We start from the raw sequence: 25,130 nt of genomic DNA, 5'->3' as shown, positions 1-25,130 counted from the left end.
CTACGCTGGATTTAAGGCTGGGCGGCCGATAGGCCAGCGGGTAGTCTTGCGGTTTTATTTTTCCGCGTATTTGGAGTTGTTGCGTGAACACGGAGAATCATTCCCAGACTGCCGCCTTTCTCTGGTCGATTGCCGACCTGCTACGCGGGGACTTCAAGCAATCTCAGTACGGCCGCATCATCCTGCCGTTCACCCTGCTGCGGCGGATGGAGTGTGTGCTGGAGCCGACCAAGGAAGCGGTGATCCGTGAGTCCTATGCGCAGGAAGGCCGGCCTGATCTGGTGCGTGAGCGGCTGTTGCTGCGTGCGGCCGGCCAGCAGTTCTTCAATGCCTCCAAGCTGACCCTGGGCACGCTGTCCGACACCCAGACCGCCGCCGACCTGATGAGCTACGTGCAGTCCTTCAGCAAGGACGCGCGCGAGATCTTCGAGCACTTCCACTTCGAAGACTTCGTGCAGCAGCTCGCCGCCGCCAACCTGCTGTATCAGGTGGTGCAGCGCTTTGCCGCCACCGATCTGAGCCCCGAGCGCATCAGCAACTTCGGCATGGGCATCATCTTCGAAGAGCTGATCCGCAAGTTCGCGGAAAGCTCCAACGAAACCGCCGGGGAGCACTTCACCCCGCGCGATATCGTGCACCTGACCACCTCGCTGGTGATCACCGGGCAGGACGACAAGCTCAAGCCCAACAGCATCGTCACCATCTACGACCCGACTGCCGGCACCGGCGGCTTCCTCTCCGAGGGCGACGAGTACATTCAGTCCATCAGCCAGCAAGTCACCGTGTCGCTGCACGGCCAGGAGCTCAACCCCGAGTCCTATGCCATCTGCAAGGCGGACATGCTGATCAAGGGCCAGGACGTCACCAGCATCAAGCTGGGCAACACCCTGTCCGACGACCAGCTGGCCGACAGCCGCTTCGACTTCATGCTCAGCAACCCGCCGTTCGGCGTGGAGTGGAAGAAGGTACAAAAGCAGATCACCGACGAGCACACGGAAAAAGGCTTCAACGGCCGCTTCGGCCCTGGCCTGCCGCGTGTGTCCGATGGCTCGCTGCTGTTCCTGCTGCACCTGGTCAGCAAGATGCGCGACCCGCGTGAAGGCGGCTCGCGTATCGGCATCATCCTCAACGGCTCGCCGCTGTTTACCGGCGGCGCCGGTTCGGGCGAGTCGGAAATTCGCCGCTACCTGCTGCAGAACGATCTGGTCGAAGCCATCATCGCCCTGCCCACCGACATGTTCTACAACACCGGCATCGCCACCTATGTGTGGGTGCTGAGCAACCACAAGGCCGCCGTGCGCCTGGGCAAGGTGCAGTTGATCGACGGCAGCCAGCACTTTGCCAAGATGCGCAAATCGCTGGGCAGCAAGCGCCAGTACCTCACCGAGGAGCAGATCGACGAGCTGGTGCGCCTCTATGGCCGCTTCGAGGAAACCCCGCAGAGCAAAATCTTCCCCGTCGAAGCCTTCGGCTACCGGCGCATCACCGTCGAGCGCCCGCTGCGCCTGAACTTCCAGACCAGCGCTGAGCGCATCAAGAAAGTGCTGGAAGAAAAAGCCATCGAGAAGATGGACGCCCCGGCCCGCCAGCGCCTGATCGAAGCCCTGCAGGCCATGGACGAAAGCCAGCTGCATCGCAACCGCGAGCAGTTCAGCAAGCTGCTGAAGAAGGCGCTCAGCGCTCATGACGTATCGCCCAGCACGCCCGAGCTGAAGGCCATCCTCAATGCCCTGAGTGAGCGTGATCCCGAGGCGGATATCTGTATGGTCAAGGGCCAGCCGGAAGCCGACACCGGCCTGCGCGATAACGAGAACGTGCCGCTGGGTGAGTCGGTGTACGACTACTTCGAGCGTGAAGTAAAACCACACGTACCGGATGCCTGGATCGACGAGAGCAAGACAGATGCGCAGGACGGCGAAGTCGGCGTCGTTGGCTTCGAAATTCCCTTCAACCGCCACTTCTACGTATTCCAGCCGCCGCGCTCGCTGGCCGAGATCGACCGCGACCTGAAAGCCTGCACCGACCGCATAAAGCAGATGATCGAGGGGCTGTCGGCATGAGTTTTCCTGCTTATCCGGTTTGCAAAGACTCCGGGGTTGATTGGTTGGGCGAAATTCCTAAAGGGTGGAGCATTAAGCCTCTTTGGGCTTTGTTTCGGAGGCATAAGCTTACGGGGTTTCCTGATGAGCAATTGCTATCTGTTTATCGCGACTATGGCGTCATTCCAAAAGCTTCGCGCGATGACAACTTCAACAAGCCTTCAGACGATTTGGGTGCGTATCAACTTGTTCAAGTTGGTGATTTGGCGATTAATAAAATGAAGGCATGGCAAGGTTCCGTAGGAATATCTAGCCACAAAGGAATCGTCAGCCCGGCCTACCATGTTTATGCGCCTGGTCACTCAGAAGCGCCTCAATATCTACATCATCTTTTTCGGTGCAATGAGTACATAGCGGGTTATCTAGCGAACTCGAAGGGTATCCGCGTAAACCAGTGGGACTTGGAGCCACAGCAGCACTCACGCATGGCTGTATTGCTACCCTCATTTCAAGAGCAAAACCAAATCGCCCGCTTCCTAGACCACGAAACCGCCCGCATCGACGCGCTGATCGAAGAGCAGCAGCGCCTGATCGAACTGCTCAAGGAGAAGCGCCAGGCCGTGATCTCCCGCGCCGTTACCAAAGGCCTCGACCCGACGGTGCCGATGAAAGACTCTGGCGTGGAGTGGCTAGGCGAGGTGCCGGCGCACTGGATAGTCCGTAAAGTATCGGTCGATTTTCTAGCCTCAAAAGGCCCAAGAGGAGCGCTACTCACGAAAGAGTATTGCCATGAACACGCTGGGGAATACCCCGTTTACAGTGGCCAAACTGAGAATGGTGGCATCCTGGGAGAGATTGCGGATTTTGATATCGACCTTGGTGCTGAGGGGGCAGTTCTTTCAACAACGGTTGGCGCAAAGGCAATGTCCGTGATGCATATCTCGGGACGTATTAGCCTTTCTCAGAACTGCATGATTATTCGGCCGCTCAGTTCTCATGTGAAGGTGAGGTTCTTTTTTTATCACTTTCAACCTCTGTTCTCCTTAGAGCGACGGATGATCCCTGACCATATGCAGCCATCTTTCCGTATGGAGGACCTCTACTCATTTAGAGTCGCTGTACCTCCGGTAAGTGAGCAAAACCAGATAGCTGAATATCTCGACGCTGCTGTAAATCTATTCGATGAGTTGATCGGTGAGGGAGACAACGGCATTGCTCTGCTCCAAGAGCGCCGCTCCGCCCTTATCTCCGCCGCCGTCACCGGCAAAATCGATGTGCGCGGCTGGCAACCCCCGGCCAGCAGCCAAGCCCACGAACCAGCTATAGCAGAGGCGATGTAAATGGCGGACAGCAAGGAAGCGCCTGACCTGCCGGCCACAAGCCAGCAGATTCAGCTGTTTACCTCGGCCGATGGGCAGGCACAGCTGCAGGTCGCCCTGGAGCACGACACGCTTTGGCTGAGCCAGGCGCAAATGGGCGAACTGTTCGATACCACGCCTGAAAACGTGCTGATGCACCTGAAAAATATCTTCAACGATGGCGAGTTGGTCGAGCTGGCAACCACTAAGGATTTCTTAGTGGTTCGTCAGGAAGGTGCCCGCCAGGTGCGTCGGCGCATCAAGCACTACAGCCTGGATGCCATCATTTCGGTGGGTTATCGCGTGAGTTCCAGGCGGGCTACCCAGTTCCGCCAGTGGGCTACGCGGGTGTTGCAGGCGCATCTGGTCGAGGGTTACACCCTCAATCAGCGCCGTCTTGCGGAGCGCGGTATCGAGTTCGAACAGGCGCTGAGCCTGTTGTCGCGCACCCTGGCCAACCAGCAATTGGTCAGCGAGCAGGGGCGCGCCGTGCTGCAGGTAATCGGCGACTATGCCCGCAGTTGGAGCCTGTTGCAGGGCTTTGATGAGCAAAGCCTGCAAGAGCAGAGCGCACGTCAGACCGACATGCGCGCCCTGGCGCTTGACGATGTGTTGGCGGCCATCGCGCAGTTGAAGGCCACGCTGATGGCCAAGGGCGAGGCGACCGAGCTGTTCGGCCAACTGCGCGGCGATGGCCTGGCTTCGGCCATTGCCACTATCGAGCAGGGCTTTGCTGATGACTGGTTCTACCCCAACGTGGCCAGCCGCGCGGCGAATCTGCTGTATTTCGTCATCAAGAACCATCCGCTGGCCGATGGCAACAAGCGCAGTGGTTCGTTTTTGTTTCTCTGGTATCTGCAACTGAACCAGCACCTGCTGGCGCGCCCGGTGGAGCAGTTGATCAACGACAACACGCTGGTGGCGCTGGCACTGTTGGTGGCCGAGAGCCTGCCTGAACAGAAAGAACTGATGGTGCGCCTGGTGGAGCATTTCGTGCTGCTGAGGCCGCTTTAAAGAACAACACGCACATTGCCGAGCAAGGAGCATAGAGCGTTATGGCGGATAGCCGGGAAGCCCAGTTTCAACACGACATCATCACCGCCATGGTCGCCCAGGGCTGGCTGACCGGCCCGGCCAGTGGCTATGACCGGCGTACTGCGTTGTATACCGAGGACTTTCTCGGTTACTTCAAGGCCGCTTGGCCCGAGCGCTGGGACAAGTTCGCCAAGGCCAACCCGAACAACCCGGACGGCGTGCTGGTGCAAAAGCTGGTGCGCGAACTGGAGCAGGACAGCACCCTGGATGTACTGCGCCACGGCTTCAAGCTGCCGGGGGTGAAGATCGAGACGTGCAGCTTCAAGCCCGACCACGGCATGAACCCGGACACCCTCAAGCGCTACCAGTGCAATCGCCTGCGCGTGGTGCCGGAGGTTTCGTATTCACCTCACTACCGGGAAGGGGAGTACAACCCGCGTCTGGATCTGGTGCTGTTCGTCAACGGCATCCCCACCGCCACGCTGGAGCTGAAAAGCGAGTTTAAGCAGAGCGTGGAAAACGCCAAGCGTCAGTACCGCCAGGATCGTCCGGTCAAAGACCCGCTGGCGCGCAAACCCGAGCCGCTGCTGACCTTCAAGCGTGGCGCGCTGGTGCATTTTGCCGTGAGCCAGGATGAGGTGGCGATGACCACCCAGCTGGCCGGCAAGGAGACCTTCTTCCTGCCGTTCAACCTCGGCAGCCTCGACGGCGGCGCCGGTAACCCGCCGGCGCCGGATGACAGCCAGTACGCCACCGGCTACCTGTGGCAGCGCCTGTTCCAGCCCGATGCCTGGCTCAAGGTGCTGGGGCGTTTCCTGCACCTGGAAAAGAAGACCCGTGAGGATGCCGACGGTAAACGTGTCACCAAAGAGACACTGATCTTCCCGCGCTATCACCAGTGGGAAGTGGTCAACAGGCTGATCGACACCACTCGCAGCGAGGGGCCAGGCAGGCGTTACCTGATCCAGCACAGCGCCGGCTCGGGCAAGTCCAACTCCATTGCCTGGACTGCGCACCAACTGGCTTCGCTCTACGATGCCGAGGGCCAGCGCCTGTTCAATTCGGTGATCGTGATTACCGACCGCACCGTGCTGGACAAGCAGCTGCAGGACACCATCTACCAGTTCGAGCACGCCCAGGGCGTGGTCAAGCGCATCACCCGCGATGTCGGCAGCCAGAGTAAGTCCGAGCAGCTGGCCGAGGCGCTGGCCGAGCAGACACGCATCATCATCGTCACCATCCAGACCTTCCCGGCGCTGTTCGACGCGCTGGACAAATATCCCAAGCTGGCCAGCGGGCGCTATGCGGTGATCGCCGACGAGGCGCATTCCTCACAGACCGGCTCGTCGGCCAGCAAACTCAAGCAGATTCTCGGCAGCGATGCCTCCGGCTCTGATAAAGCAGAACCTGAGGAGATCAGCGCCGAAGAACTGTTAGACGCCGCTGTGGCTGCGCGTGCGCCCAACGAGCGCATCAGCTACTACGCCTTTACCGCTACGCCCAAGCCCAAGACTCTGGAGCTGTTCGGGCGCGTACCCGACCCGACATTGCCGGCCAGTGCCGACAACAAGCCCGAGGCCTTTCACCTGTACTCCATGCGCCAGGCCATCGAAGAAGGTTTCATCCTCGATGTGCTGCGCAACTACACCACCTACAGCACCGCCTGGAAGATCGCCCACCCGGATGGCGACGACGAGGAAGTGGACTCGAAGAAGGCGCGCATGAAACTGGCGCGCTGGGTGCGTCTGCACCCGTACAACATCAGCCAGAAGGTGGAGGTGATCGTCGAGCACTTCCGCGCCAATATCCGCCACCTGCTGGGTGGCCAGGCCAAGGCCATGGTGGTCACCGGCAGCCGGCAGGAGGCGGTGCGCTACCAACTGGCGGTGCAGGCCTACGTGAAGCAGATGGGCTACGGCGACGTGCATCCGCTGGTGGCCTTTTCCGGCAGCGTGATGCCGGATGGGGTGATTCCCGACGAGGTGACGGAAAGCAGCAGCCTGCTCAACCCCGGCCTGAACGGGCGTGACCTGGCTGAAGCCTTCGACACCCAGGACTTCAACGTGATGATCGCGGCCAACAAGTACCAGACCGGCTTCGATCAGCCCAAGCTGTGCGCCATGTACGTGGACAAGAAGCTCCAAGGCGTGGACTGCGTACAAACCCTGTCGCGCCTGAATCGTACCTTTGGCGGCAGCAAGCCGACCTTCATCCTCGACTTCTTCAACGACGCCAAGGACATTCTCGAGGCCTTCCTGCCGTACTACACCAAGGCCGAGCTGACCGATGTGACCGACCCGCAGCTCATCTATGACCTGCAGAAGAAGCTGGATGCCGAGGGCGTCTACCACTGGGAAGAAGTGGCGGCGTTCGCCATCGCCTTTTTCGACCCCAAGGCCGCCGCCAGCAAGCTCAGTTATTACTGCGCGCCGGCCAAGGAGCGTTTTGCCAAGCGCTACAAGTTGGCCCAGGAGTCACGCCAGCATGCGCTGGACTTCAAACGTACCGCCGAGCGCAGCGGCGACAGCGTGGGCTTGAAGAAGGCTGAGGCGGCAATCAAGGAAGCCGGCGAGCAGATCGATCAGCTCGATCTGTTCCGCAAGAACCTGCAGAGCTTCGTGCGCCTGTACGAATTCCTCTCGCAGATCATTCCCTATGAGGATCGCGAGCTGGAGCAGCTGTGCGTGTATGCCAAGCACCTGTATCCGCTGCTGCGTATTGATCGCCTGGATCAGGATGACGTAGACCTTGGTGAGTTGCAGTTGAGCCATTACCGCCTTCGCAAGCGCGCTGAACATCAGTTGCGGCTGAGCGAGGAGCAAGGCCATTACGGGCTCGATCCAGCGAGTGCGCTAGGCAGCGGCAAGGCCCATGACCCGGAGAAGAAGCGGCTATCGGAAATCATCGACGCACTGAACGATATATTTGGTGCGGAAGTGAGCGATGAGGACCAACTGCAGTTCCTCACCGGCATCGCCAAGCGCATCAGCCGCCAGGAAGATGTCATGGCTCAGGTCAACAACCACTCGGTCGAGCAGGTGATGCATGGTCTGTTCCCCAAGCGCGTGTTGGACTCCGTGTTGGATGCCATGACCGACAACGAAAAGATGTCGCTGGAAGTACTGGATAACGAGACCAAGAGCCGGGCGTTTGCGTTGGTGATTTTGAAGATGCTGACGCAACAGACTGGCTTCGAAGAAAGCCGCCTGCGCGGTGTGTGAGCGCCGAAAGGGGAAAGGGAGTAGAGATGGCAATTCCGGATTTTCAGAGCGTGATGCGCCCCGTGCTGGCCACTGTGCAGGATGGTGCGCCGCTGCCGCTCAACGAGTTGCGTGAGCGCGTGGCCGAGCATTTTCAGCTGACCGAGGAAGAGCGCAAGGAGCGCCTTCCTTCAGGCCATCAGACGGTGATCAACAACCGTGTGGGCTGGGCGCGTACCTACCTGAACAAGGCCGGCCTGTTGTGTATTCCGGCCAAGGGCATGGTGCAGATTACCGCGCGTGGCCGGGATACCCTTCTCAGCGGTCCGCAGCGCATCACTGTGAGCTGGTTGAAGCAATTCCCTGAGTTCGCCGACTTCCATACCGCCAAGCCGCAGGCTGCTGATGCACCGGCCATTTTGGCGCTCGATGCCGCAGAGACGACGCCGGATGAGCAATTGGTCGAGGCTCATCAGGCTCTTGTGCAGTCGCTGGCCGATGAGCTTTTGGCGCAGGTGCGGGCGGCGACGCCAGGCTTCTTCGAGCAACTGGTGGTCGATCTGATGTTGGCCATGGGTTACGGCGGCTCGCGCAAGGAAGCCGGCAAGGCGACCCAGGCCACCAACGATGATGGTATCGACGGCATCATCAAGGAAGACAAGCTTGGCCTTGACGTGATCTATCTGCAGGCCAAGCGCTGGAGCAACACCGTACACCGGCCCGAAATCGACAAGTTCATCGGTGCTCTGACGCGCCAGCGAGCTCGCAAGGGCGTTTTCATAACCACTTCGGACTTCTCCACGGGCGCACGCGAAGCGGCCTTGGGGCTGGATATCAAAGTGGTGCTGATCGACGGCGTTGAGTTGGCGCGCCTGATGGTGGAGAACAACCTGGGGGTGAGCGTCAAGCAGGTGTACGAGGTGAAGCAGCTCGACAGCGACTATTTCGCTGAAGAGTGACGGTGACGAGAGAGCTGGGCTTAAGCGGCTTCCCGTGAAAACGCAGGCAATAAAAAACCGGCTCAAAGGCCGGTTTTTTATTGCCTTCAGAAGGTACTTAAACCATCTGAAGTCTGTATATGGTGCCCAGGGACGGAATCGAACCGCCGACACGGGGATTTTCAATCCCCTGCTCTACCAACTGAGCTACCTGGGCCAACGGGGCGCTATTAGACGGATTTGAAGGATCAGTGTCAAGCGCGGGTTTGAAAAATATTTAATTATTTCGGGCGCTTAGGCTCGTGACGGGTAGGGGGCACCGTGCGCACCGCGCTCGAGAGCCGACGGCTGGTGTGTGGGGATACCAGTCCTTGTCGCGGCTAAAGCCCCTCCCACAAGCATTCTTATTCGCTTGGCGGTACGTAGCCTTCGGCCTGGGCGTATTCCTCGCCGGAGAGGAATTTGTCCATCTCGGTTTGCAGGAACTTGCGGTCCTCGGCGTTCATCATGTTCAGGCGACGCTCGTTGATCAGCATGGTCTGGTGCTTTTGCCACTCGTCCCAGGCCTGCTTGGACACGTTGGTGAAGATGTCTTCGCCTTTGGGGCCGGGGTAGGGCGCGCGATCCAGGCCGGGCAGTTCCTGTTTGTATTTGCGGCACTGTACGGTGCGGGTCATGTCGGTTCTCCAGCGGTAATGGCTTGCGCCGCGCGTTTCAGCAGCTTCTTCACCGGGGCGGCGAGCCCCAGGCGCGGCGGGGTGGCGAGGTTATACCAGAGCCAGTCGGCCTCGGCCACGCGACCTGGCTGTTCGGTTACCTCGATCAGCCAGGGTTCGATGGCCAGTTGGAAGTGGCTGAAGGTGTGGGTCAGGCCTTCCTGTTCGCGGCGTTCGCCGAGTGCGAGCTGTTGCTGCTGGGCAAGGTCTGCGAGTTGTGCGAGGTCGTCCAGTTCCGGCAGGCTCCAGAGGCCGCCCCATAGCCCGGTGGAGGGGCGGCGATAGAGCAGGATGTCGCCGGCAGCGTTGACCAGCAGCGGCATCAGGGTGCGTTTCTGCGGCAGTGCCTTGCGCGGTTTGGACACCGGGTAGCGGATTTCCAGGCCGAGCAGGTGCGCCTGGCAGCCGCTGCGCACCGGGCACAGCAGGCAGGTGGGTTTGCTGCGGGTGCAGAGGGTGGCGCCGAGGTCCATCATCGCCTGGGTGTAGTGGTTGACCCGTTCGTGCGGGGTGAAGCGCTCGGCGACGTCCCACAGCTGTTTGGCCACTTTCGGCTCGCCGGGGTAGCCCTCCTGCGCGACGTAGCGCGCCAGTACGCGCTTGACGTTGCCGTCGAGGATCGGTGCACGCACGCCCATGCTCAGGCTGGCGATGGCGCCGGCGGTGGAGCGGCCGATGCCGGGCAGTTCGCTAAGCGCCTCTACGCTGCGCGGGAACTCGCCGCCGTGCTCGCGCATGACGATCTGTGCGGTCTTCTGCAGGTTGCGGGCGCGGGTGTAGTAACCCAGGCCGGTCCACAGGTGCAGCACTTCGTCTTCCGGCGCTTCGGCCAGGTCCTTCACGGTCGGCAGCGCGGCCATGAAGCGATCGAAGTAGCCGAGCACGGTGCTGACCTGGGTCTGTTGCAGCATGATTTCCGACACCCAGACGCGGTAGGGCGTGATGCCCTGCTGCCAGGGCAGGTCCTTGCGCCCGTGCTGGTCGTACCAGGCCAGCACGGCGCCGTTGAATTGCTCGGGGCTCATCGGTTGAACAGGCCCTTGAGTGCGTCTTTCAGTTCCGGGCTGACCTTGTCGCCGAGCTTCTCTTCCAGCTTCTCGGTCAGCTTGTTGCCGGCCAGGCGCGCGGCGATCTTGCCGAGGCCGTCCTGATCCAGGCGGCAGGCCTTGGCGCCGAGTTCCAGCGGGCCACGGCAACGCAGCGGCCATTCGATGCCGACATAGCGCTCGTTGACCTGGCACGCCGGGTCCGGCATTTCGCGCTGGTCGCCTTCCAGGGTGATGCCGACCTTGTAGTCGAGGCCGAGCACGCGCAGGTCGAGGTCGCCGTTGCCGCTGACTGCCAGACCCGGCACCTGGGCCTTGAGGTCCGGGTTGTGGGCGACGCCGTCGCGTACGCTGAGGCTGCCCTTGAGTTCGCGGAAGGGGGTGTCCTTGCCGGTTGGTGGGTTGCTCAGTGTCTTGCGGTTGAGGGTGGCAATGCCACGGCACAACTGCTGTTCTAGGTTGGCGTCGACCAGCACGCCGTCGTTGAGGACGAAGCTGGCGTTACCGTTGAGTGCTTCGACCCAGGCCTTCTGGCTGTTGCCGCGGGTGTTGAATTTGGCATCCAGGTCGAGCAGGCCCTTGATCGGCGAAGGCTGATCGTCCTTTTTCAGCAGCGGCTCCAGCGGTATGCGGGTCAGGCGTTTTTCCACGCTGAGCATCGGCTCGGCCTGGCGCACGTCGATGCGCCCGCTGCTGACGAAGCTGCCGCCCTGCAGTTTGCCGCGCGCCTCTTGCAGGGTGATCAGGCCGCCACGGCCATTGGCCTTGAGATTGACGTCGCTGAGCTGATGCTTGTCGTAGGTGAGCTGGGCGAGGCTGAGCGCCAGTTGCAGGTCGAGTTTGCGCAGCTGATCCACCGGCAGCACTTTTTCGTCGCTCCAGGCCTGCTGGGTGGGTTTGTTGGGCAGTGGGGTGGTGCCGTCCTTGCCGGCGCCGGCGATGCTGTCCTTTACCTCGGCCTTGCGCGCGGCAGCGGCGCTGTCCTGGGTTTTCGGCGGCAGGTAGCGGTTCAGGTCGAGCTTGTCGCCCTTGAGATCGGCGCGCAGGGCCTGCTTGGCAAAGTCGCTCACGCCGAGGTTGCCGCTGAAGGTGCTGCCGTCGAGTTTGAGGTTGAGCTCTTCGAGCATCATGCCCTTGCCCGAACCGTTCAGGCGGCTGACCAGTTCGAACTGGCTGAGGGCATCGCTGGCCTGCATGGCCGGCAGTTCGACGCCGACGCCGTCGAGGAATTCACGCAGGTTGAGCGAGGCGATGGACAGCCCGCCGGAAATCCTGGCGTCCTTGTCCAGTTCGCGTGCCTTGATTTCGCCGAGGGCGCGCAGCTGGTTGGCGGAGAGCTTGAGGCCATTCCACTCGGCAATGTTGGCGGCCAGGTCGACCAGCAGTTGGCCCTGGGCGGAGAAGTTGAGGGTCTTGCCCTTGAGCGGTTCACCCGAGGCTTCGCCGGCCAGTTTCAGATCTTCGAACTGGTAGCGCTTGAGCGCGCGGTCGAAACGCAGCTGGCCTTCAACTTCGCTGCGTGCGCGCAGCACCGGCTGATTGGTGCCGAAGAAGGCGCTGAGTTTGACCGGGATGCTGGCGCCTTCGCGGATGGCGCCGGTTTTCAGCTCGATGTTCTCGACGGTGAATTGCTGACCCTTCTGCGCGTCGCTGTAATCAACGCGCGAGTTGCTCAGGGTGAGGCTGTCGATATCCAGCTTGACCGGTTGGCCGGCCGGTTTGTCGCTCGGCTGGCTCGGCGGCGTGGTGTCGCTCGGCGCCAGCTCGCCAGGTGCTTGCTGCGGCGCGCTGGCCTGGGCCGGGCGGCCGACGCCTTCCCAGTTACCACGGCCTTTGTCGTCACGCTGCAGGTTGAGATTGAGGCCGTCGACGCGGATATCGCTCATCTGCACTTCCTTGCGCAGCAGTGGCATCACGCGCACTGACAGGCCGATCATGCGCAGGTCGGCGAAGGGCTTGTCCGGGGTGTCGGCGCTGGCCAGGGTGGCGTCGGTGAGTTCCAGGCCCAGCCAGGGGAACAGGCTCCAGCCGATGTCGCCCCTGAGCTGCAGTTCGAGGTTGGCCTTGTCGCGCGCGATCTGGCGAATCTCGTCCTTGTAGTCGTTGGGGTCGAACAGATGAGTCAGGGCGAACAGCAGCGCCACTACGATCAGCAGCAAGCCGAGAAAGAAAAGGCCCAGGATCTTGCCTAACGCTTTCATGGACGGGTCCTTGGTTTCGAGAGCTGGAATGGCGGTTTGTAGACGACTGCCGATTATAGCGTCATGCCGTCATGTCCAGGCGCCTGCTTGAGGCGGTGAGCAGGGATCGGCTCGAGCTTGGATCGGAATAGGTTCGAGCGGTTCCCCGGCGCTGTGGCGTGCAGCAGGCGGGGTGTATCGACAGCATCTATCACGCAATAGATGAGGCCTTTTGGGTTTTTGCGAAAAAAACAAGAAATCTGCATGAATTGATAAAAATTGACTTCTTGCGCGGCGATTTGTCGCGCCCTGGTGCTACTCTCCGCAAGCTTTTGCTTCGGCGAGTTGATGCGATTGCCCTTGCTTGCTCGTAACCATAAGAAGAGACCTCTCTATGACTGACGCCTTTGTATTGGACGACGATGTGGCGAAGCCTGCATTCCTGTCCAAAGAGCGCATCATCGCGCGACCCGGTTTCAACCGTTGGCTGGTTCCGCCAGCCGCTCTCGCTATTCACCTGTGTATCGGTATGGCCTACGGCTTCTCGGTGTTCTGGTTGCCGCTGTCGAAAGCGGTCGGCATCACTGCCGCCACGGCCTGCGTACCGGAAATGGGCTTCTTCGAGCAGATCTTCGCCAGTAACTGCGACTGGCAGATTTCCATGCTCGGCTGGATTTACACCCTGTTCTTCGTTTTCCTCGGCTGCTCGGCTGCCATCTGGGGTGGCTGGCTGGAGCATGCTGGCCCGCGCAAGGCTGGCGTGGTTTCCGCGCTGTGCTGGTGCGGTGGTCTGCTGATTTCCGCGCTGGGTATCTATACCCACCAGATCTGGCTGCTATGGCTGGGTTCGGGGGTAATCGGCGGTATCGGTCTCGGCCTGGGCTACATCTCGCCGGTTTCGACCCTGATCAAGTGGTTCCCGGACAAGCGCGGCATGGCGACCGGCATGGCGATCATGGGCTTCGGTGGTGGTGCGATGGTCGGTGCGCCGCTGGCGGCGATTCTGATGAATCACTTCGCTTCGGCTGAAGGCGTTGGTGTCTGGCAGAGTTTCGTGGTCATGGCGGTGATCTACTTCATCTTCATGATGGGCGGCGCGCTGTCCTACCGCGTACCGCCGACTGGCTGGAAGCCGGCAGGCTGGACCGCGCCGGTGGCCAAGGCCAACAACGCGATGATCACCAAGGGGCATGTGCACGTAAATACCGCGTGGAAGACCCCGCAATTCTGGCTGGTCTGGGCTGTGCTGTGCCTGAACGTATCGGCGGGTATCGGCATCATCGGCATGGCTTCGCCTTTGCTGCAGGAAGTCTTCGCCGGCAAGCTGATCGGTGTCGACCTGGCATTCAACGAACTCAGTTCCGCGCAGCTGGTCGAGATCGCCGCCATTGCCGCCGGGTTCACCGGGCTGCTCAGTCTGTTCAACATCGGCGGCCGCTTCTTCTGGGCCTCCTGCTCGGACTTCATCGGGCGCAAGGGCACCTACTTCGTGTTCTTCGGCCTGGGGTTCGCGCTCTACGCTTCGGTGCCGATGCTTGCTCACCTGGGTAGCCTGGCGCTGTTCGTGTTGGCGTTCTGCATCATCCTGTCGATGTACGGCGGCGGCTTCGCCACCGTGCCTGCCTACCTGGCCGACCTGTTCGGCACGCAGATGGTCGGCGCGATTCATGGTCGCCTGCTGACCGCCTGGGCAGTGGCAGGTGTGCTCGGTCCGGTGCTGGTCAACTACCTGCGCGAGTACCAGCTGAGCATCGGGGTGGAGAAGGCTGCGGCCTACGACATCACTCTGTATATCCTGGCCGGCCTGCTGGTGCTGGGCTTCATCTGCAACGCCCTGGTGCGTCCGGTGGCGCCGAAGTACTTCATGACCGAGGCCGAGCTGGCCGCCGAGCGCGCCCATGGCGAGAAGTCGGCGCCGGCAGCTAGCGAGCTGGAGTGGTCGGCTGACCCGTCGAGCAAGCCGGTGGCGGTCGCCGCCTGGCTGGTGGTGGGTATTCCGCTGGCCTGGGGTGTGTGGATCACCCTGCAGAAGACCGTCGTGCTGTTCCAGTAACGTCGTGCTTGTGGAAAAGCCCGCGCAGGCCTGTCGCCTGCGCGGGCTTTTTCGTTTCTGGCCGTTCGACCATCGCCGGTAGCCGTTGTCGCCCCTGCACGCCTATAATGCTGGCCTTTTTCCGTTAGTGATTCGTGGAGCTGGTGATGGCCGAACGTACGGCATTCGTCGAGCGCAACACCCTGGAGACCCAGGTCAAGGTTTCGATCAACCTGGATGGCACCGGCAAGGCGCGCTTCGATATCGGTGTGCCCTTTCTCGAGCACATGCTCGACCAGATCGCCCGTCATGGTCTGATCGACCTCGATATCGAGTGCAAGGGCGATCTGCATATCGACGACCACCACACCGTCGAGGACGTCGGCATTACCCTCGGCCAGGCTTTTACCAAGGCCATCGGTGACAAGAAAGGGATGACCCGTTACGGCCATTCCTATGTGCCGCTGGACGAGGCGCTGTCGCGCGTGGTGATCGACTTCTCCGGTCGTCCGGGCCTGCAGATGCACGTGCCGTTCACCCGCGCGGTGGTCGGTAACTTCGACGTCGATCTGTTCCAGGAATTCTTCCAGGGCTTCGTCAACCACGCGCTGGTCAGCCTGCACATCGACAACCTGCGTGGGCACAACACCCACCACCAGATCGAAACCGTGTTCAAGGCCTTCGGCCGCGCGTTGCGCATGGCCGTGGAGCTGGATCCGCGCATGGCCGGGCAGATGCCGTCGACCAAGGGCTGCCTGTAAATGCAGACCGTAGCCGTAATCGACTATGGCATGGGCAACCTGCACTCGGTGGCCAAGGCGCTGGAGCACGTAGGCGCTGGCCGCGTACTGGTGACCAGCGACGCCAAGGTGATCCGCGAGGCTGATCGCGTGGTGTTCCCTGGTGTCGGTGCGATTCGCGACTGCATGGCCGAGATCAGGCGCCTGGGCTTCGACGAGCTGGTGCGTGAAGTCAGCGCCGACCGCCCCTTCCTCGGCATCTGCGTCGGCATGCAGGCGCTGCTCGAGCGCAGCGAGGAGAACGACGGCGTCGATTGCATTGGCCTGTTCCCCGGCCAGGTGCGCTTCTTCGGCAAGGATCTGAACGAAGATGGCGAGCGCCTCAAGGTGCCGCATATGGGCTGGAACGAGGTCAGCCAGGCGGTGAAGCACCCGCTCTGGCACGACATCCCGGACCACGCGCGCTTCTACTTCGTGCACAGCTATTACATCGAGGCTGGCAAGCCGCAGCAGGTGGTCGGTCGCGGTCACTACGGCAAGGACTTCGCCGCAGCGCTGGCCGAGGGCTCGCGCTTCGCCGTGCAGTTCCACCCGGAGAAGAGCCACACCCATGGCCTGCAGCTGCTGCAGAACTTCGCCGCCTGGGATGGCCGCTGGTAATGGCTCGCGCCAAGGCTCCCAGTCTGGCGCTCGAACCTGCCCAGGAGCAGGCCGCGCTGCTGATGCTGCAACGCTTTCTCGACGAGCGTTTCGAGCTGCAACTGGGCACCTTCGAAGTGCAGGAAGTCCTCGACCAGATCACCCGCGAGCTGGCGCCGCACTATTACAACAAGGCGATTCTCGATGTGCAGGCGCACCTGAAAGACAGGTTCGAGAGCATCGAGAGCGACCTCTGGGCGCTCGAGAAGAGCTGAGCGCCTTACCGAATTCAAACTTGAGCAGGTTCAACCGATGCTGATTATCCCCGCTATCGATCTGAAGGACGGCGCCTGCGTGCGTCTGCGCCAAGGCCGCATGGAAGACTCCACGGTGTTCTCCGATGACCCGGTGAGCATGGCCGCCAAGTGGGTCGAGGGTGGCTGCCGTCGTCTGCATCTGGTCGATCTCAATGGCGCTTTCGAAGGCCAGCCGGTCAACGGTGAAGTGGTCACCGCCATCGCCAAGCGCTACCCGACTCTGCCGATCCAGATCGGTGGCGGCATCCGTACTCTGGAGACCATCGAGCACTACGTGCGCGCCGGGGTCAGCTACGTGATCATCGGTACCAAGGCCGTGAAAGAGCCCGAGTTCGTCACCGAGGCGTGCAAGGCGTTCCCTGGCAAGGTGATCGTCGGTCTGGATGCCAAGGATGGTTTCGTTGCCACCGACGGCTGGGCTGAAGTGTCCAGCGTGCAGGCCACCGACCTGGCCAAGCGCTTCGAGGTCGATGGCGTGTCCGCCATCGTTTATACCGACATTGCCAAAGACGGCATGATGCAGGGCTGCAACGTCGAAGCCACCGCCGCGCTGGCTGCCGCCAGCAAGATTCCGGTGATCGCTTCCGGCGGCATCCACAACCTCGGCGATATCGAGAAGCTGCTGCTGGCGCGTTCGCCCGGCATCATCGGCGCCATCACCGGGCGTGCCATCTACGAAGGCACCCTGGATGTGGCCGAGGCGCAGGCCTTCTGCGACAACTTCAAGGGTTAATGGCGGGTGTGCTCGGCCGCCTAGGCTGCGCGCACCGCTGACGGTTTATCGGTGCGCGCGGCGCACCCTACGAGAGAAGTCGACATGGCACTGGCTAAACGCATTATCCCCTGCCTCGACGTGGACAACGGCCGCGTGGTCAAGGGCGTCAAGTTCGAGAACATCCGCGACGCCGGTGATCCGGTGGAAATCGCTCGCCGCTACGATGAGCAGGGCGCCGACGAGATCACCTTCCTCGACATCACCGCCAGCGTCGATGGCCGCGATACCACGCTGCACACCGTCGAGCGCATGGCCAGCCAGGTGTTCATCCCGTTGACCGTCGGTGGCGGCGTGCGCACCGTGCAGGACATTCGCAACCTGCTCAATGCCGGCGCCGACAAGGTGTCGATCAACACTGCTGCGGTGTTCAACCCCGAGTTCGTTGGCGAAGCCGCGGCGCGTTTCGGTTCGCAGTGCATCGTCGTCGCCATCGACGCCAAGCGCGTTTCCGCGCCGGGTGAACCTGGCCGCTGGGAGATCTTCACCCATGGCGGGCGCAAACCGACCGGCCTGGATGCCGTGGCGTGGGCGCGCAAGATGGAAGAGCTGGGCGCCGGTGAAATCCTGCTGACCAGCATGGATCAGGACGGCGTCAAAAGCGGTTACGACCTCGGTGTTACCCGCGCCATCAGCGAGGCCGTGCGCGTGCCGGTGATCGCCTCCGGTGGTGTCGGCAACCTGCAGCACCTGGCCGACGGCATCCTCGAAGGCAAGGCCGATGCCGTGCTGGCCGCGAGCATCTTCCACTTCGGCGAGTACACCGTGCCGGAAGCCAAGGCCTACCTGGCCAGCCGCGGTATCGTGGTGCGCTAGGTTCTGGCCTGTTGACCGCTTGGCGAGACAGGTATCTAAAGCTGCGGGCGAGTCGACGGCAAAGTGCCAGCGATGCGATTAAAATTGCCCACCATTCCTGAGTCCTATGCCCTCTGCTTCTGGCGGAGGGCATTCCCTTGCCGAACTTTCCGACACGGAGTCCCCATGTTCCTTCTTCGATTCGTGACCATTCTGGCGCTCTTCTGCGGTCTGAGCCTCGCGCGCGCAGAGTCGCTGGTGCTGCTCACGGAAAACCTGCCACCGTTCAACATGTCAGTCAGTGGCAACAACTTCGCGCGGGACGACAACGTCACCGGCATCAGTGCCGATATCCTGCGCGCGGTCTGCGCGCGCGCCGAGTTTGATTGTCAGCTGATCCTGCGTTTCCCCTGGCAGCGCGTATACCAACAGACCCTGAGCGATGCCGGTTACGGCCTGTTCTCGACCGCGCGCACGGCAGAGCGCGAGAAGCTGTTCAAGTGGGTCGGCCCCATCGCCAGTAACGAATGGGTGCTGTTCGCCAAAGGCGACAGCGCCATCCAGCTGGGCTCGCTGGAGGATGCACGGCGTTATCGCATCGGTGGCTATAAAGGCGACGCCAAGACTCAGTTCCTGCTCGATCGTGGGCTGGAGGTGCAGACGGCGTTGCGTGATAGCGAAAACGTCAAGAAGCTGGAAAAGGGTCAGATCGATTTGTGGGTTACCTCCAATCAGGCGGGACGTTTCGTCGCGCGCCAGGAGGGCGTGGAGAATCTCAAGGTGGTGCAGAATCTGCACACCGCCGATCTCTACCTGGCGCTCAACCTGCAGACACCTGACGAGCTGGTGCAGAAGTTGCAAAGTGCACTGGACTCGTTGCGGGCCGAGGGTGCGTTGAAGAGTATCGAGGCGCGCTACTGAGGCACACTGCCAGTAATCGCTGGGCCGGGGAGGGCGCGGCGGTTATCCTGAGGCGGTCTGCCTTTTCATAGAAAGAGAAATGTCATGTTCAAACGTCTGCTAATCACGCTCGCTGGCACCCTTATGGTGCTCGCTGGTGCGGTGCGCGCCGAAGTGGACCCGAACTACAGCGTGGTCCTGCTTACCGAGAATTTTCCGCCTTACAACATGGCGATCAACGGCAAGAATTTCGCTCATGAAGACAACATCGATGGCATTGCCGTGGATGTGGTCAGAGAGATGTTCAAGCGTGCCGGGGTCCAGTACAGCCTGACCCTGCGGTTCCCCTGGGATCGCATCTACAAGCTGGCGCTGGAAAAGCCGGGCTACGGCGTCTTCGTCACCGCGCGCCTGCCGGAGCGTGAGGAATTGTTCAAGTGGGTTGGCCCGATCGGTCCTGACGACTGGGTGCTGCTGGCCAAGGGTGACAGTTCGATCAATCTGGCCAGCCTGGATGAGGCCAAGCAGTATCGCATCGGCGCCTACAAGGGCGACGCCATCTCAGAATACCTGGTGGACAAGGGCGTGGAGCACAGCACCTCGTTGCGTGACCAGGAAAATGCACGCAAGCTGGTGGCCGGGCAGATCGATCTCTGGGCCACGGGTGACCCTGCTGGCCGCTACCTGGCCAAGCAGGAGGGTGTCTCCGGTCTGCGGACCGTATTGCGCTTCGATAGCGCCGAGCTGTACCTGGCGCTGAACAAGGAAACGCCCGACGAGATCGTCGCCAAGCTTCAGGCAGCGCTGGATCAGATGCGTGCCGAAGGCTTCGTCGACGATATTCTCAACAGCTACCTGTAAGCACCGAACACGCGACCAGCCAAGAGCTGGTCGTTTGCCACGGACGGCAGAGCCACTGAGTGCCAATGACCGGGCTCGGGCCCATGCAAGGATGTCGCTAGCCATAACCAAAATCATGCGAGCGGTACGTCTTATGCTGAATACTCTGAAGAAAAGCCTGTTTGTCGCCTTGTTCATGCTCTGCGGTTCCGCGCACGCGGAGTTGCCGCAGGATTACAAGGTGGTGCTGCTGACCGAGAATTTCCCGCCCTTCAACATGGCGGTGGACGACAAGAACTTCGCCCGTGACGACGGTATTGACGGCATCAGTGCCGACATCGTGCGCGAGATGTTCAAGCGTGCCGGCATCGACTACACCCTGACCCTGCGCTTCCCCTGGGACCGCCTGTATCGCCTGACGCTGGACAAACCCAACTACGCGCTGTTCTCCACCACCTATACCGAGGAGCGCAAGCCGCTGTTCAAATGGGTCGGCCCGATTGCCAAGACCGGTTGGGTGTTGCTCGCCGCGCCGGGTAACGACATCAAGGTGTCGAGTCTGCAGGACGCTGCCAAGTATCGTATCGGCGCCTACAAGAACGATGCGGTCAGCCAGAACCTGGAGAGCCAGGGCCTGGAGCCGATCAACGCCCTGCGTGACCAGGAGAACGTGAAGAAGCTGGTGCGCGGGCAAATCGACCTGTGGGCTACCACCGACCCGGTGGGTCGTTATCTGGCCAAGCAGGAAGACGTCACCGGCCTCAATACCGTGCTGCGTTTCAGGGATGCCGAGCTGTATCTGGCGCTGAACAAGGACACCCCGGACGAGGTGGTGCAGCGCCTGCAGAAGGCGCTGGATGAGCTGCGCAGCGAAGGCTTCATCGACGAGATTACCGAGAACTACCTGTAATCCTGTCCGGGTCCAAAACCCTGGGTTGTCGCGGGGCCGCCTGGGCCATGCGCACCAGTCGTGACGCTGGTGTCTGCCTCGGTGCGCACGGCGCACCCTACGGGTAGGTGATCGCCGTACTGCGCGTTGACATGAAAAGCCCGGACAGTTGTCCGGGCTTTTTCGTATTGCCGTATCGCCTCAGTTGCCGCGTGTGACGCTCAGGCCCTTGAGCAGGTTTAGAGCCTGGCTCAGCTGGTAGTCGTCGTCCTGCGGGCGTTCTGTGCGCGCCGCCTGTGCGGCCTTGCTCGGGCGGTCGGCGCCGCCGTTGCCATTGCCCAGATGGCCTTGCAGGTCGGCTTCCTTGATGCCTTCGCTGCCCTGCTCGCGGGTGAGCTTGGCGCGCGCCACTTCGATGTCAGGGATGATGCCCTGAGCCTGGATCGAGCGGCCGTTGGGCGTGAAGTAGAGTGCCGTGGTCAGCTTCAGTGCGCGGTCGTTGTTCAGCGGCAGTACGGTCTGTACCGAACCTTTGCCGAAGCTGTCGGTGCCCATCAGTACCGCACGTTTGTGATCCTGCAGCGCACCGGCGACGATTTCCGAGGCCGAGGCGCTGCCGCCATTGATAAGCACCACCAGCGGTACGCCTTCGCTGGCGTCGGCCGGGTCGGCGTTGAAGCGCAGTTCGGAGTTGGCCAGGCGGCCTTCGGTGTAGACGATCAGGCCGCTCTTGAGGAAGTGGTCGGTCACTTCCACGGCTGCCTGCAGCACGCCGCCGGGGTTGTTGCGCAGGTCCATGACCAGGCCGCGCAGTTTCTTGTTGCCGTTGTCCTGGCGCAGTTTGGTCAGTGCCTTGCCGACCTCCTCGCCGGTGTTGACCTGGAATTGCGAGATGCGCAGATAGCCATAGCCGTCTTCGAGCATCTGGCTCTTCACGCTGCGCACCTTGATCACCGCGCGGGTCAGGGTCAGGTCGAACGGGCGACCGCCATCGCGCACCAGGGTCAGCTCGATCTTGCTGCCGGCCTTGCCGCGCATCTTGTCCACGGCTTCCATCATCGACAGGCCCTTGGTCGGCTGGCCATCGATCTTGACGATCAGGTCGCCGGGCTGGATGCCGGCCTTCGATGCCGGTGTATCGTCGATGGGCGAAACCACCTTGACGAAGCCATCCTCCATGCCGACCTCGATGCCCAGGCCGCCGAATTCACCGCTGGTGCTCTCCTGCAACTCGGCGAATGCTTCCGGTTCGAGGTAAGCCGAGTGCGGGTCGAGGTTGCTGAGCATGCCCTTGATGGCATTTTCCAGCAGGGTCTTGTCGCTCACCGGCTCGACATAGGCTGCCTTGATGCGGTCCATCACCTCGGCGAAGGTGCGCAGATCATCCAGCGGCAGCGGGGCCTTGCCGCTCGCCGCAGCTGCCGGCACGGGGGCAGGCTCGGCGGCGTGCAGGGCTGGAGCGCCGAGCAGCAGCCCGAGGGCCAGGGCCAGGCAGGTGGGGCGGAAGCGATGAGACATGAAGACAACTCCTAGTTAAATTAGGCGCCACCAGGCTGCTGAAAAACTACCTGCGTTGGCAATACTGCGTTAAAAACGGCCTCAGAATGCTCATTTACAGCTCGTAAATTCCGCTTCTTCGGCCGTTTTTGCCTTGTCTTGCCGGCCTCGCTTACGTTTTTCAAAAACTTGGTTATCCCTGCGCGCGGCACCACTGTGCCGGATCACTCGGGCGACCATTCTGGCGAATGGCGAAGTACAGTGCTGATGTTTCCTGGCCACCGCTGCTACCAACGGTGGCGATGGGATCGCCGGCCTTGACCACGTCCCCGGCACTCTTGAGCAGGTTCTGGTTGTGGCCATACAGGCTCAGGTAACCATTGCCATGGTCGAGAATGACCAACAGGCCGGCGCCACGCAACCAATCGGCGAATACCACGCGCCCACCATGCACGGCACGTACCTGACTGCCGGAGGGCGCACCGATCAGCACGCCATCCCACTTAGTACGAGCGTCGCCGCCGCGAGGGGTTCCGTAGCGTGCTACCAATCGGCCATCGACCGGCCACGGCAACTTGCCACGTGCGCTGGCGAAAGGTCCGCCGTATACAGCACCAGATGTCACCAATGGGCCGCTTGGCTGGCTGGGCTGCTGGCCTGGCCGAGCCTGCTCTGCCTGCTGTGCGGCCAGGACGCGCTTGCGCGCCTCTTCAGCCTCGCGCGCCTGGCGGGCCAGGGTTTCTTCGATGGTCTTCAGTACGCGACCCAGCTCGGCCTGTTCCTGCTGGCGCGCCTTGAGTCGCTGATCACGGGTGGCGAAGTCGCGGTTGAGCTTGGCCAGGGCCTGCTGGCGTTCCTTGCGCGCTTCGGCGAGCCGGGCGTGGCGTTCATCCAGGCCTGCCTTCTGCGCCTGTAGCTGGGCCTGGTGGCTGTTGATTTCCTGCTCGACGTTGGCCAATTGGCGCAGGGTCTCGTTGAACGCGGCGAGCTGTTCGAGACGCGCCTGGCTGAGGTAGTCGTAGTAGGTGAGGGTGCGTGAGAATTTTTCCGGGTTCTGCTGGTTGAGCAGCAGCTTGACGTATTCCTGGCGGCCGCTCTGATAGGCCGCGCGGGCCTGGATAGCGATCAGTCGTTGCTGTTCAGTGCGCGCGCCCTGGAGTTTTTTTTTCTCCTGATCCAGGCGCTGGATTTCCTGCTCGCTGCCCTTGAGCTCGCGCTGCAGTTCCTTGACCTGGCCTTCCAGGTCGCCCATCTCGGTCTCGGTCTTCTTCAACTGCTGCTGCACGCCGGATTTCTCCTGCTGCAGTTTCTCCAGCAGCTTCTTCAACTCGGCGACGTCCTGGCGCGCCGCTTCCAGCTGGCGCTGGGTATCGGCGCGCTGATCGGCGATGGCCGGAGCGATCAGGCTGCTGAACAGAATCAGGGCAAGGATGCGAAGCATGGGCGGGGCGATACCTGGCGGAGTAGCGAATGGCGCTTAGTATGCCTAAAAAACCGGCGGCAAGCTGCAAGCCCCAAGCAGCTAGAAGAGCGAACGTAGCGCGTAGCCCGGATGCTATCCGGGGTGAGATTCCCCGGATTGCATCCGGGCTACGATCCTTGCGCTTTATTCCAGCTCGACGATGGTCTTGCCGGTCATCTCGGCCGGTTGTTCCATGCCCATCAGGTTGAGCAGGGTGGGCGCCACGTCGGCCAGCACGCCGCCTTCGCGGATGCGTGCCGGGCGTTTGCCGACGTAGATGAACGGCACTGGCTCGCAGGTGTGGGCAGTGTGCGCCTGGCCGGTGCACTCGTCTTCCATTTGCTCGACGTTGCCGTGGTCGGCGGTGATCAGCGCTTCGCCGCCGACCTTCTCCAGCGCAGCGGTGATGCGGCCGACGCAGCTGTCGAGGGTTTCCACGGCCTTGACTGCGGCCTCGAACACACCGGTATGGCCGACCATGTCGCCGTTGGCGTAGTTGACGATGATCACGTCATAGCGCTGGTTTTCGATTGCATCGACGATCCTGTCGGTGACTTCCGGCGCGCTCATCTCTGGCTGTAGGTCGTAGGTGGCGACGTTCGGCGAGGGGATGAGGATGCGTTCTTCGCCCTCGAACGGCTCTTCGCGGCCGCCGGAGAAGAAGAAGGTGACGTGGGCGTATTTCTCGGTCTCGGCGATACGCAGCTGGGTCTTGCCGTTCTTCGCCAGGTATTCGCCGAGCACGTTGGTCAGGGCTTCCGGGGCGAAGGCGCTGGGGGCAGGGATGCTCGCCGCGTACTGGGTGAGCATGACGAAGTTGACCTGCGGCGCGCGCTGGCGCTCGAACTCCTTGAAGCCGGGTTCGACGAAGGCGCGGGTCAGCTCGCGGGCGCGGTCGGCGCGGAAGTTCATGAACACCACGGCGTCGCCGTCCTCGACCTGTACCGGTGTGCCGATGGTGGTGGCCTTGACGAACTCGTCGCTCTCGCCGCGTTCGTAGGCGGCCTGCAGGCCTTCGACTGCGTTGGCGGCGTTGAACTGGCCAGCGCCGTCGACGATCAGGTGATAGGCCTGCTCGACGCGGTCCCAGCGGTTGTCGCGGTCCATGGCGAAGTAGCGACCGGCGAGGCTGGCGATGCGGCCCTTGCCGAGGCGGGCGAAGGCAGCATCGAGCAGTTCGATGGACGGCTGCGCGCTTTTCGGTGGGGTATCGCGGCCATCGAGGAAGGCGTGCAGGTAGATCTTCTCGGCGCCACGCTTGGCAGCCAGTTCGGCCATGGCGACGATGTGGTCCTGGTGGCTGTGTACGCCACCATCGGAGAGCAGGCCGAGGATATGCAAGGCCTTGCCGGCGCCCACGGCCTTGTCCACGGCCTGGTTGATCGTGGCGTTGTCGAAGAATTCGCCGTCGCGAATCGCCTTGGTCACGCGGGTGAAATCCTGGTACACCACGCGGCCGGCACCGAGGTTCATATGGCCGACTTCGGAGTTACCCATCTGTCCGTCCGGCAGGCCGACGTCCATGCCGCTGCCGGAGATCAGGCCGTGCGGGTAGTTGGCGCGCAGGCGGTCGTACACCGGCGTGTTGGCGGCGTAGATGGCGTTGTACTCGGGTTTGTCGCTGTGACCGAAGCCGTCGAGGATGATCAGAACCAAGGGTTTTGGCGTGGCACTCATTGAACTGGCTCGCTCTGCGTCTGAGGGGGCAATGAAACAGCCCGGCATTTTAGGGCCA

General features: G+C 61.9%; 20 protein-coding genes and 1 tRNA gene. 14 read left to right on the top strand and 7 right to left on the bottom strand.

The window, feature by feature from the left end:
- Window positions 1-83 precede the first annotated feature (83 nt).
- From GV002_RS20785 to GV002_RS20765, 5 genes are read left to right on the top strand one after another with little or no spacing between them, the layout of a single operon-like run.
- Window positions 84-2,060: a type I restriction-modification system subunit M gene (locus GV002_RS20785; protein WP_160020142.1), complete on the top strand. Its 1,977-nt coding sequence runs from the start codon at window positions 84-86 to the stop codon at window positions 2,058-2,060.
- Window positions 2,057-3,379 (top strand): restriction endonuclease subunit S, encoded by a 1,323-nt coding sequence (locus GV002_RS20780; protein ID WP_160020141.1) that lies wholly within the window; start codon window positions 2,057-2,059, stop codon window positions 3,377-3,379. The genes GV002_RS20785 and GV002_RS20780 overlap by 4 nt, the downstream gene beginning before the upstream one ends.
- Window positions 3,380-4,411, top strand: coding sequence for a virulence protein RhuM/Fic/DOC family protein (gene rhuM, locus GV002_RS20775; protein ID WP_160020140.1), 1,032 nt, complete (start codon window positions 3,380-3,382; stop codon window positions 4,409-4,411). It abuts the gene before it with no gap.
- 41 nt (window positions 4,412-4,452) lie between these two features.
- Window positions 4,453-7,653 carry a type I restriction endonuclease subunit R gene (locus tag GV002_RS20770; RefSeq protein WP_160020139.1) on the top strand — a complete coding sequence of 1,067 codons (3,201 nt, stop codon included), beginning with the start codon at window positions 4,453-4,455 and terminating at the stop codon, window positions 7,651-7,653.
- A 26-nt stretch (window positions 7,654-7,679) separates the two neighbouring features.
- On the top strand, window positions 7,680-8,591 hold the full coding sequence (locus GV002_RS20765) for a restriction endonuclease (protein WP_160020138.1): 912 nt from the start codon (window positions 7,680-7,682) through the stop codon (window positions 8,589-8,591).
- A 120-nt stretch (window positions 8,592-8,711) separates the two neighbouring features.
- On the opposite strand, the gene GV002_RS20760 is transcribed toward GV002_RS20765, so the two are convergent.
- The 4 genes from GV002_RS20760 to GV002_RS20745 all read right to left on the bottom strand — a co-directional run bounded on the left by GV002_RS20760 (window position 8,712) and on the right by GV002_RS20745 (window position 12,533).
- A tRNA-Phe gene (locus GV002_RS20760) sits at window positions 8,712-8,787 on the bottom strand.
- A 187-nt stretch (window positions 8,788-8,974) separates the two neighbouring features.
- On the bottom strand, window positions 8,975-9,247 hold the full coding sequence (locus GV002_RS20755; RefSeq protein ID WP_099526032.1) for an oxidative damage protection protein: 273 nt from the start codon (window positions 9,245-9,247) through the stop codon (window positions 8,975-8,977).
- Window positions 9,244-10,311, bottom strand: coding sequence for an A/G-specific adenine glycosylase (gene mutY, locus GV002_RS20750; RefSeq protein WP_160020137.1), 1,068 nt, complete (start codon window positions 10,309-10,311; stop codon window positions 9,244-9,246). Before mutY ends, GV002_RS20755 begins: the two co-directional genes overlap by 4 nt.
- A complete protein-coding gene (locus GV002_RS20745; protein WP_160020136.1) occupies window positions 10,308-12,533 on the bottom strand; it encodes an AsmA family protein in 2,226 nt (741 codons plus the stop codon). The genes mutY and GV002_RS20745 overlap by 4 nt, the downstream gene beginning before the upstream one ends.
- A 373-nt stretch (window positions 12,534-12,906) precedes the next feature.
- Here GV002_RS20745 and GV002_RS20740 point away from each other — a divergent pair, with 373 nt between their 5' ends.
- The 9 genes from GV002_RS20740 to GV002_RS20700 all read left to right on the top strand — a co-directional run bounded on the left by GV002_RS20740 (window position 12,907) and on the right by GV002_RS20700 (window position 20,457).
- The gene (locus GV002_RS20740; RefSeq protein ID WP_160020135.1) at window positions 12,907-14,565 is read left to right on the top strand and encodes an OFA family MFS transporter; all 1,659 of its coding nucleotides are present in this window, start codon (window positions 12,907-12,909) and stop codon (window positions 14,563-14,565) included.
- Between the two features lie 146 nt (window positions 14,566-14,711).
- Window positions 14,712-15,305 carry an imidazoleglycerol-phosphate dehydratase HisB gene (gene hisB, locus GV002_RS20735; RefSeq protein ID WP_017675949.1) on the top strand — a complete coding sequence of 198 codons (594 nt, stop codon included), beginning with the start codon at window positions 14,712-14,714 and terminating at the stop codon, window positions 15,303-15,305.
- A complete protein-coding gene (gene hisH, locus GV002_RS20730) occupies window positions 15,306-15,944 on the top strand; it encodes an imidazole glycerol phosphate synthase subunit HisH (RefSeq protein WP_160020134.1) in 639 nt (212 codons plus the stop codon). It abuts the gene before it with no gap.
- The gene (locus tag GV002_RS20725) at window positions 15,944-16,198 is read left to right on the top strand and encodes a DUF2164 domain-containing protein (RefSeq protein ID WP_160020133.1); all 255 of its coding nucleotides are present in this window, start codon (window positions 15,944-15,946) and stop codon (window positions 16,196-16,198) included. The genes hisH and GV002_RS20725 overlap by 1 nt, the downstream gene beginning before the upstream one ends.
- Window positions 16,199-16,235: 37 nt before the next feature.
- Entirely contained in the window at window positions 16,236-16,973 is a 738-nt protein-coding gene (gene hisA / locus GV002_RS20720; protein WP_160020132.1) for a 1-(5-phosphoribosyl)-5-[(5-phosphoribosylamino)methylideneamino]imidazole-4-carboxamide isomerase, read from the top strand.
- Between the two features lie 84 nt (window positions 16,974-17,057).
- Window positions 17,058-17,828: an imidazole glycerol phosphate synthase subunit HisF gene (gene hisF / locus GV002_RS20715; RefSeq protein ID WP_064495061.1), complete on the top strand. Its 771-nt coding sequence runs from the start codon at window positions 17,058-17,060 to the stop codon at window positions 17,826-17,828.
- Between the two features lie 165 nt (window positions 17,829-17,993).
- Window positions 17,994-18,728 carry a substrate-binding periplasmic protein gene (locus GV002_RS20710; RefSeq protein ID WP_160020131.1) on the top strand — a complete coding sequence of 245 codons (735 nt, stop codon included), beginning with the start codon at window positions 17,994-17,996 and terminating at the stop codon, window positions 18,726-18,728.
- Between the two features lie 84 nt (window positions 18,729-18,812).
- Window positions 18,813-19,568: a substrate-binding periplasmic protein gene (locus GV002_RS20705; RefSeq protein WP_160020130.1), complete on the top strand. Its 756-nt coding sequence runs from the start codon at window positions 18,813-18,815 to the stop codon at window positions 19,566-19,568.
- 133 nt (window positions 19,569-19,701) lie between these two features.
- On the top strand, window positions 19,702-20,457 hold the full coding sequence (locus GV002_RS20700) for a substrate-binding periplasmic protein (protein ID WP_160020129.1): 756 nt from the start codon (window positions 19,702-19,704) through the stop codon (window positions 20,455-20,457).
- A gap of 180 nt (window positions 20,458-20,637) precedes the next feature.
- On the opposite strand, the gene GV002_RS20695 is transcribed toward GV002_RS20700, so the two are convergent.
- The 3 genes from GV002_RS20695 to gpmI form a co-directional block, all read right to left on the bottom strand.
- Window positions 20,638-21,954 carry a S41 family peptidase gene (locus GV002_RS20695; protein WP_160020128.1) on the bottom strand — a complete coding sequence of 439 codons (1,317 nt, stop codon included), beginning with the start codon at window positions 21,952-21,954 and terminating at the stop codon, window positions 20,638-20,640.
- Between the two features lie 172 nt (window positions 21,955-22,126).
- Window positions 22,127-23,374: a murein hydrolase activator EnvC family protein gene (locus GV002_RS20690; RefSeq protein ID WP_160020127.1), complete on the bottom strand. Its 1,248-nt coding sequence runs from the start codon at window positions 23,372-23,374 to the stop codon at window positions 22,127-22,129.
- Window positions 23,375-23,539: 165 nt separating this feature from the next.
- Window positions 23,540-25,072 (bottom strand): 2,3-bisphosphoglycerate-independent phosphoglycerate mutase, encoded by a 1,533-nt coding sequence (gene gpmI / locus GV002_RS20685; RefSeq protein WP_160020126.1) that lies wholly within the window; start codon window positions 25,070-25,072, stop codon window positions 23,540-23,542.
- Window positions 25,073-25,130: the final 58 nt, after the last annotated feature.

It is taken from the genome of Pseudomonas sp. 8O, from assembly GCF_902506495.1.
Taxonomy (GTDB): domain Bacteria; phylum Pseudomonadota; class Gammaproteobacteria; order Pseudomonadales; family Pseudomonadaceae; genus Aquipseudomonas; species Aquipseudomonas chaetocerotis.
The sequence above is the reverse complement of the archived record's forward strand: the minus strand, read 5'-3'. Positions and strand labels throughout refer to the sequence as shown.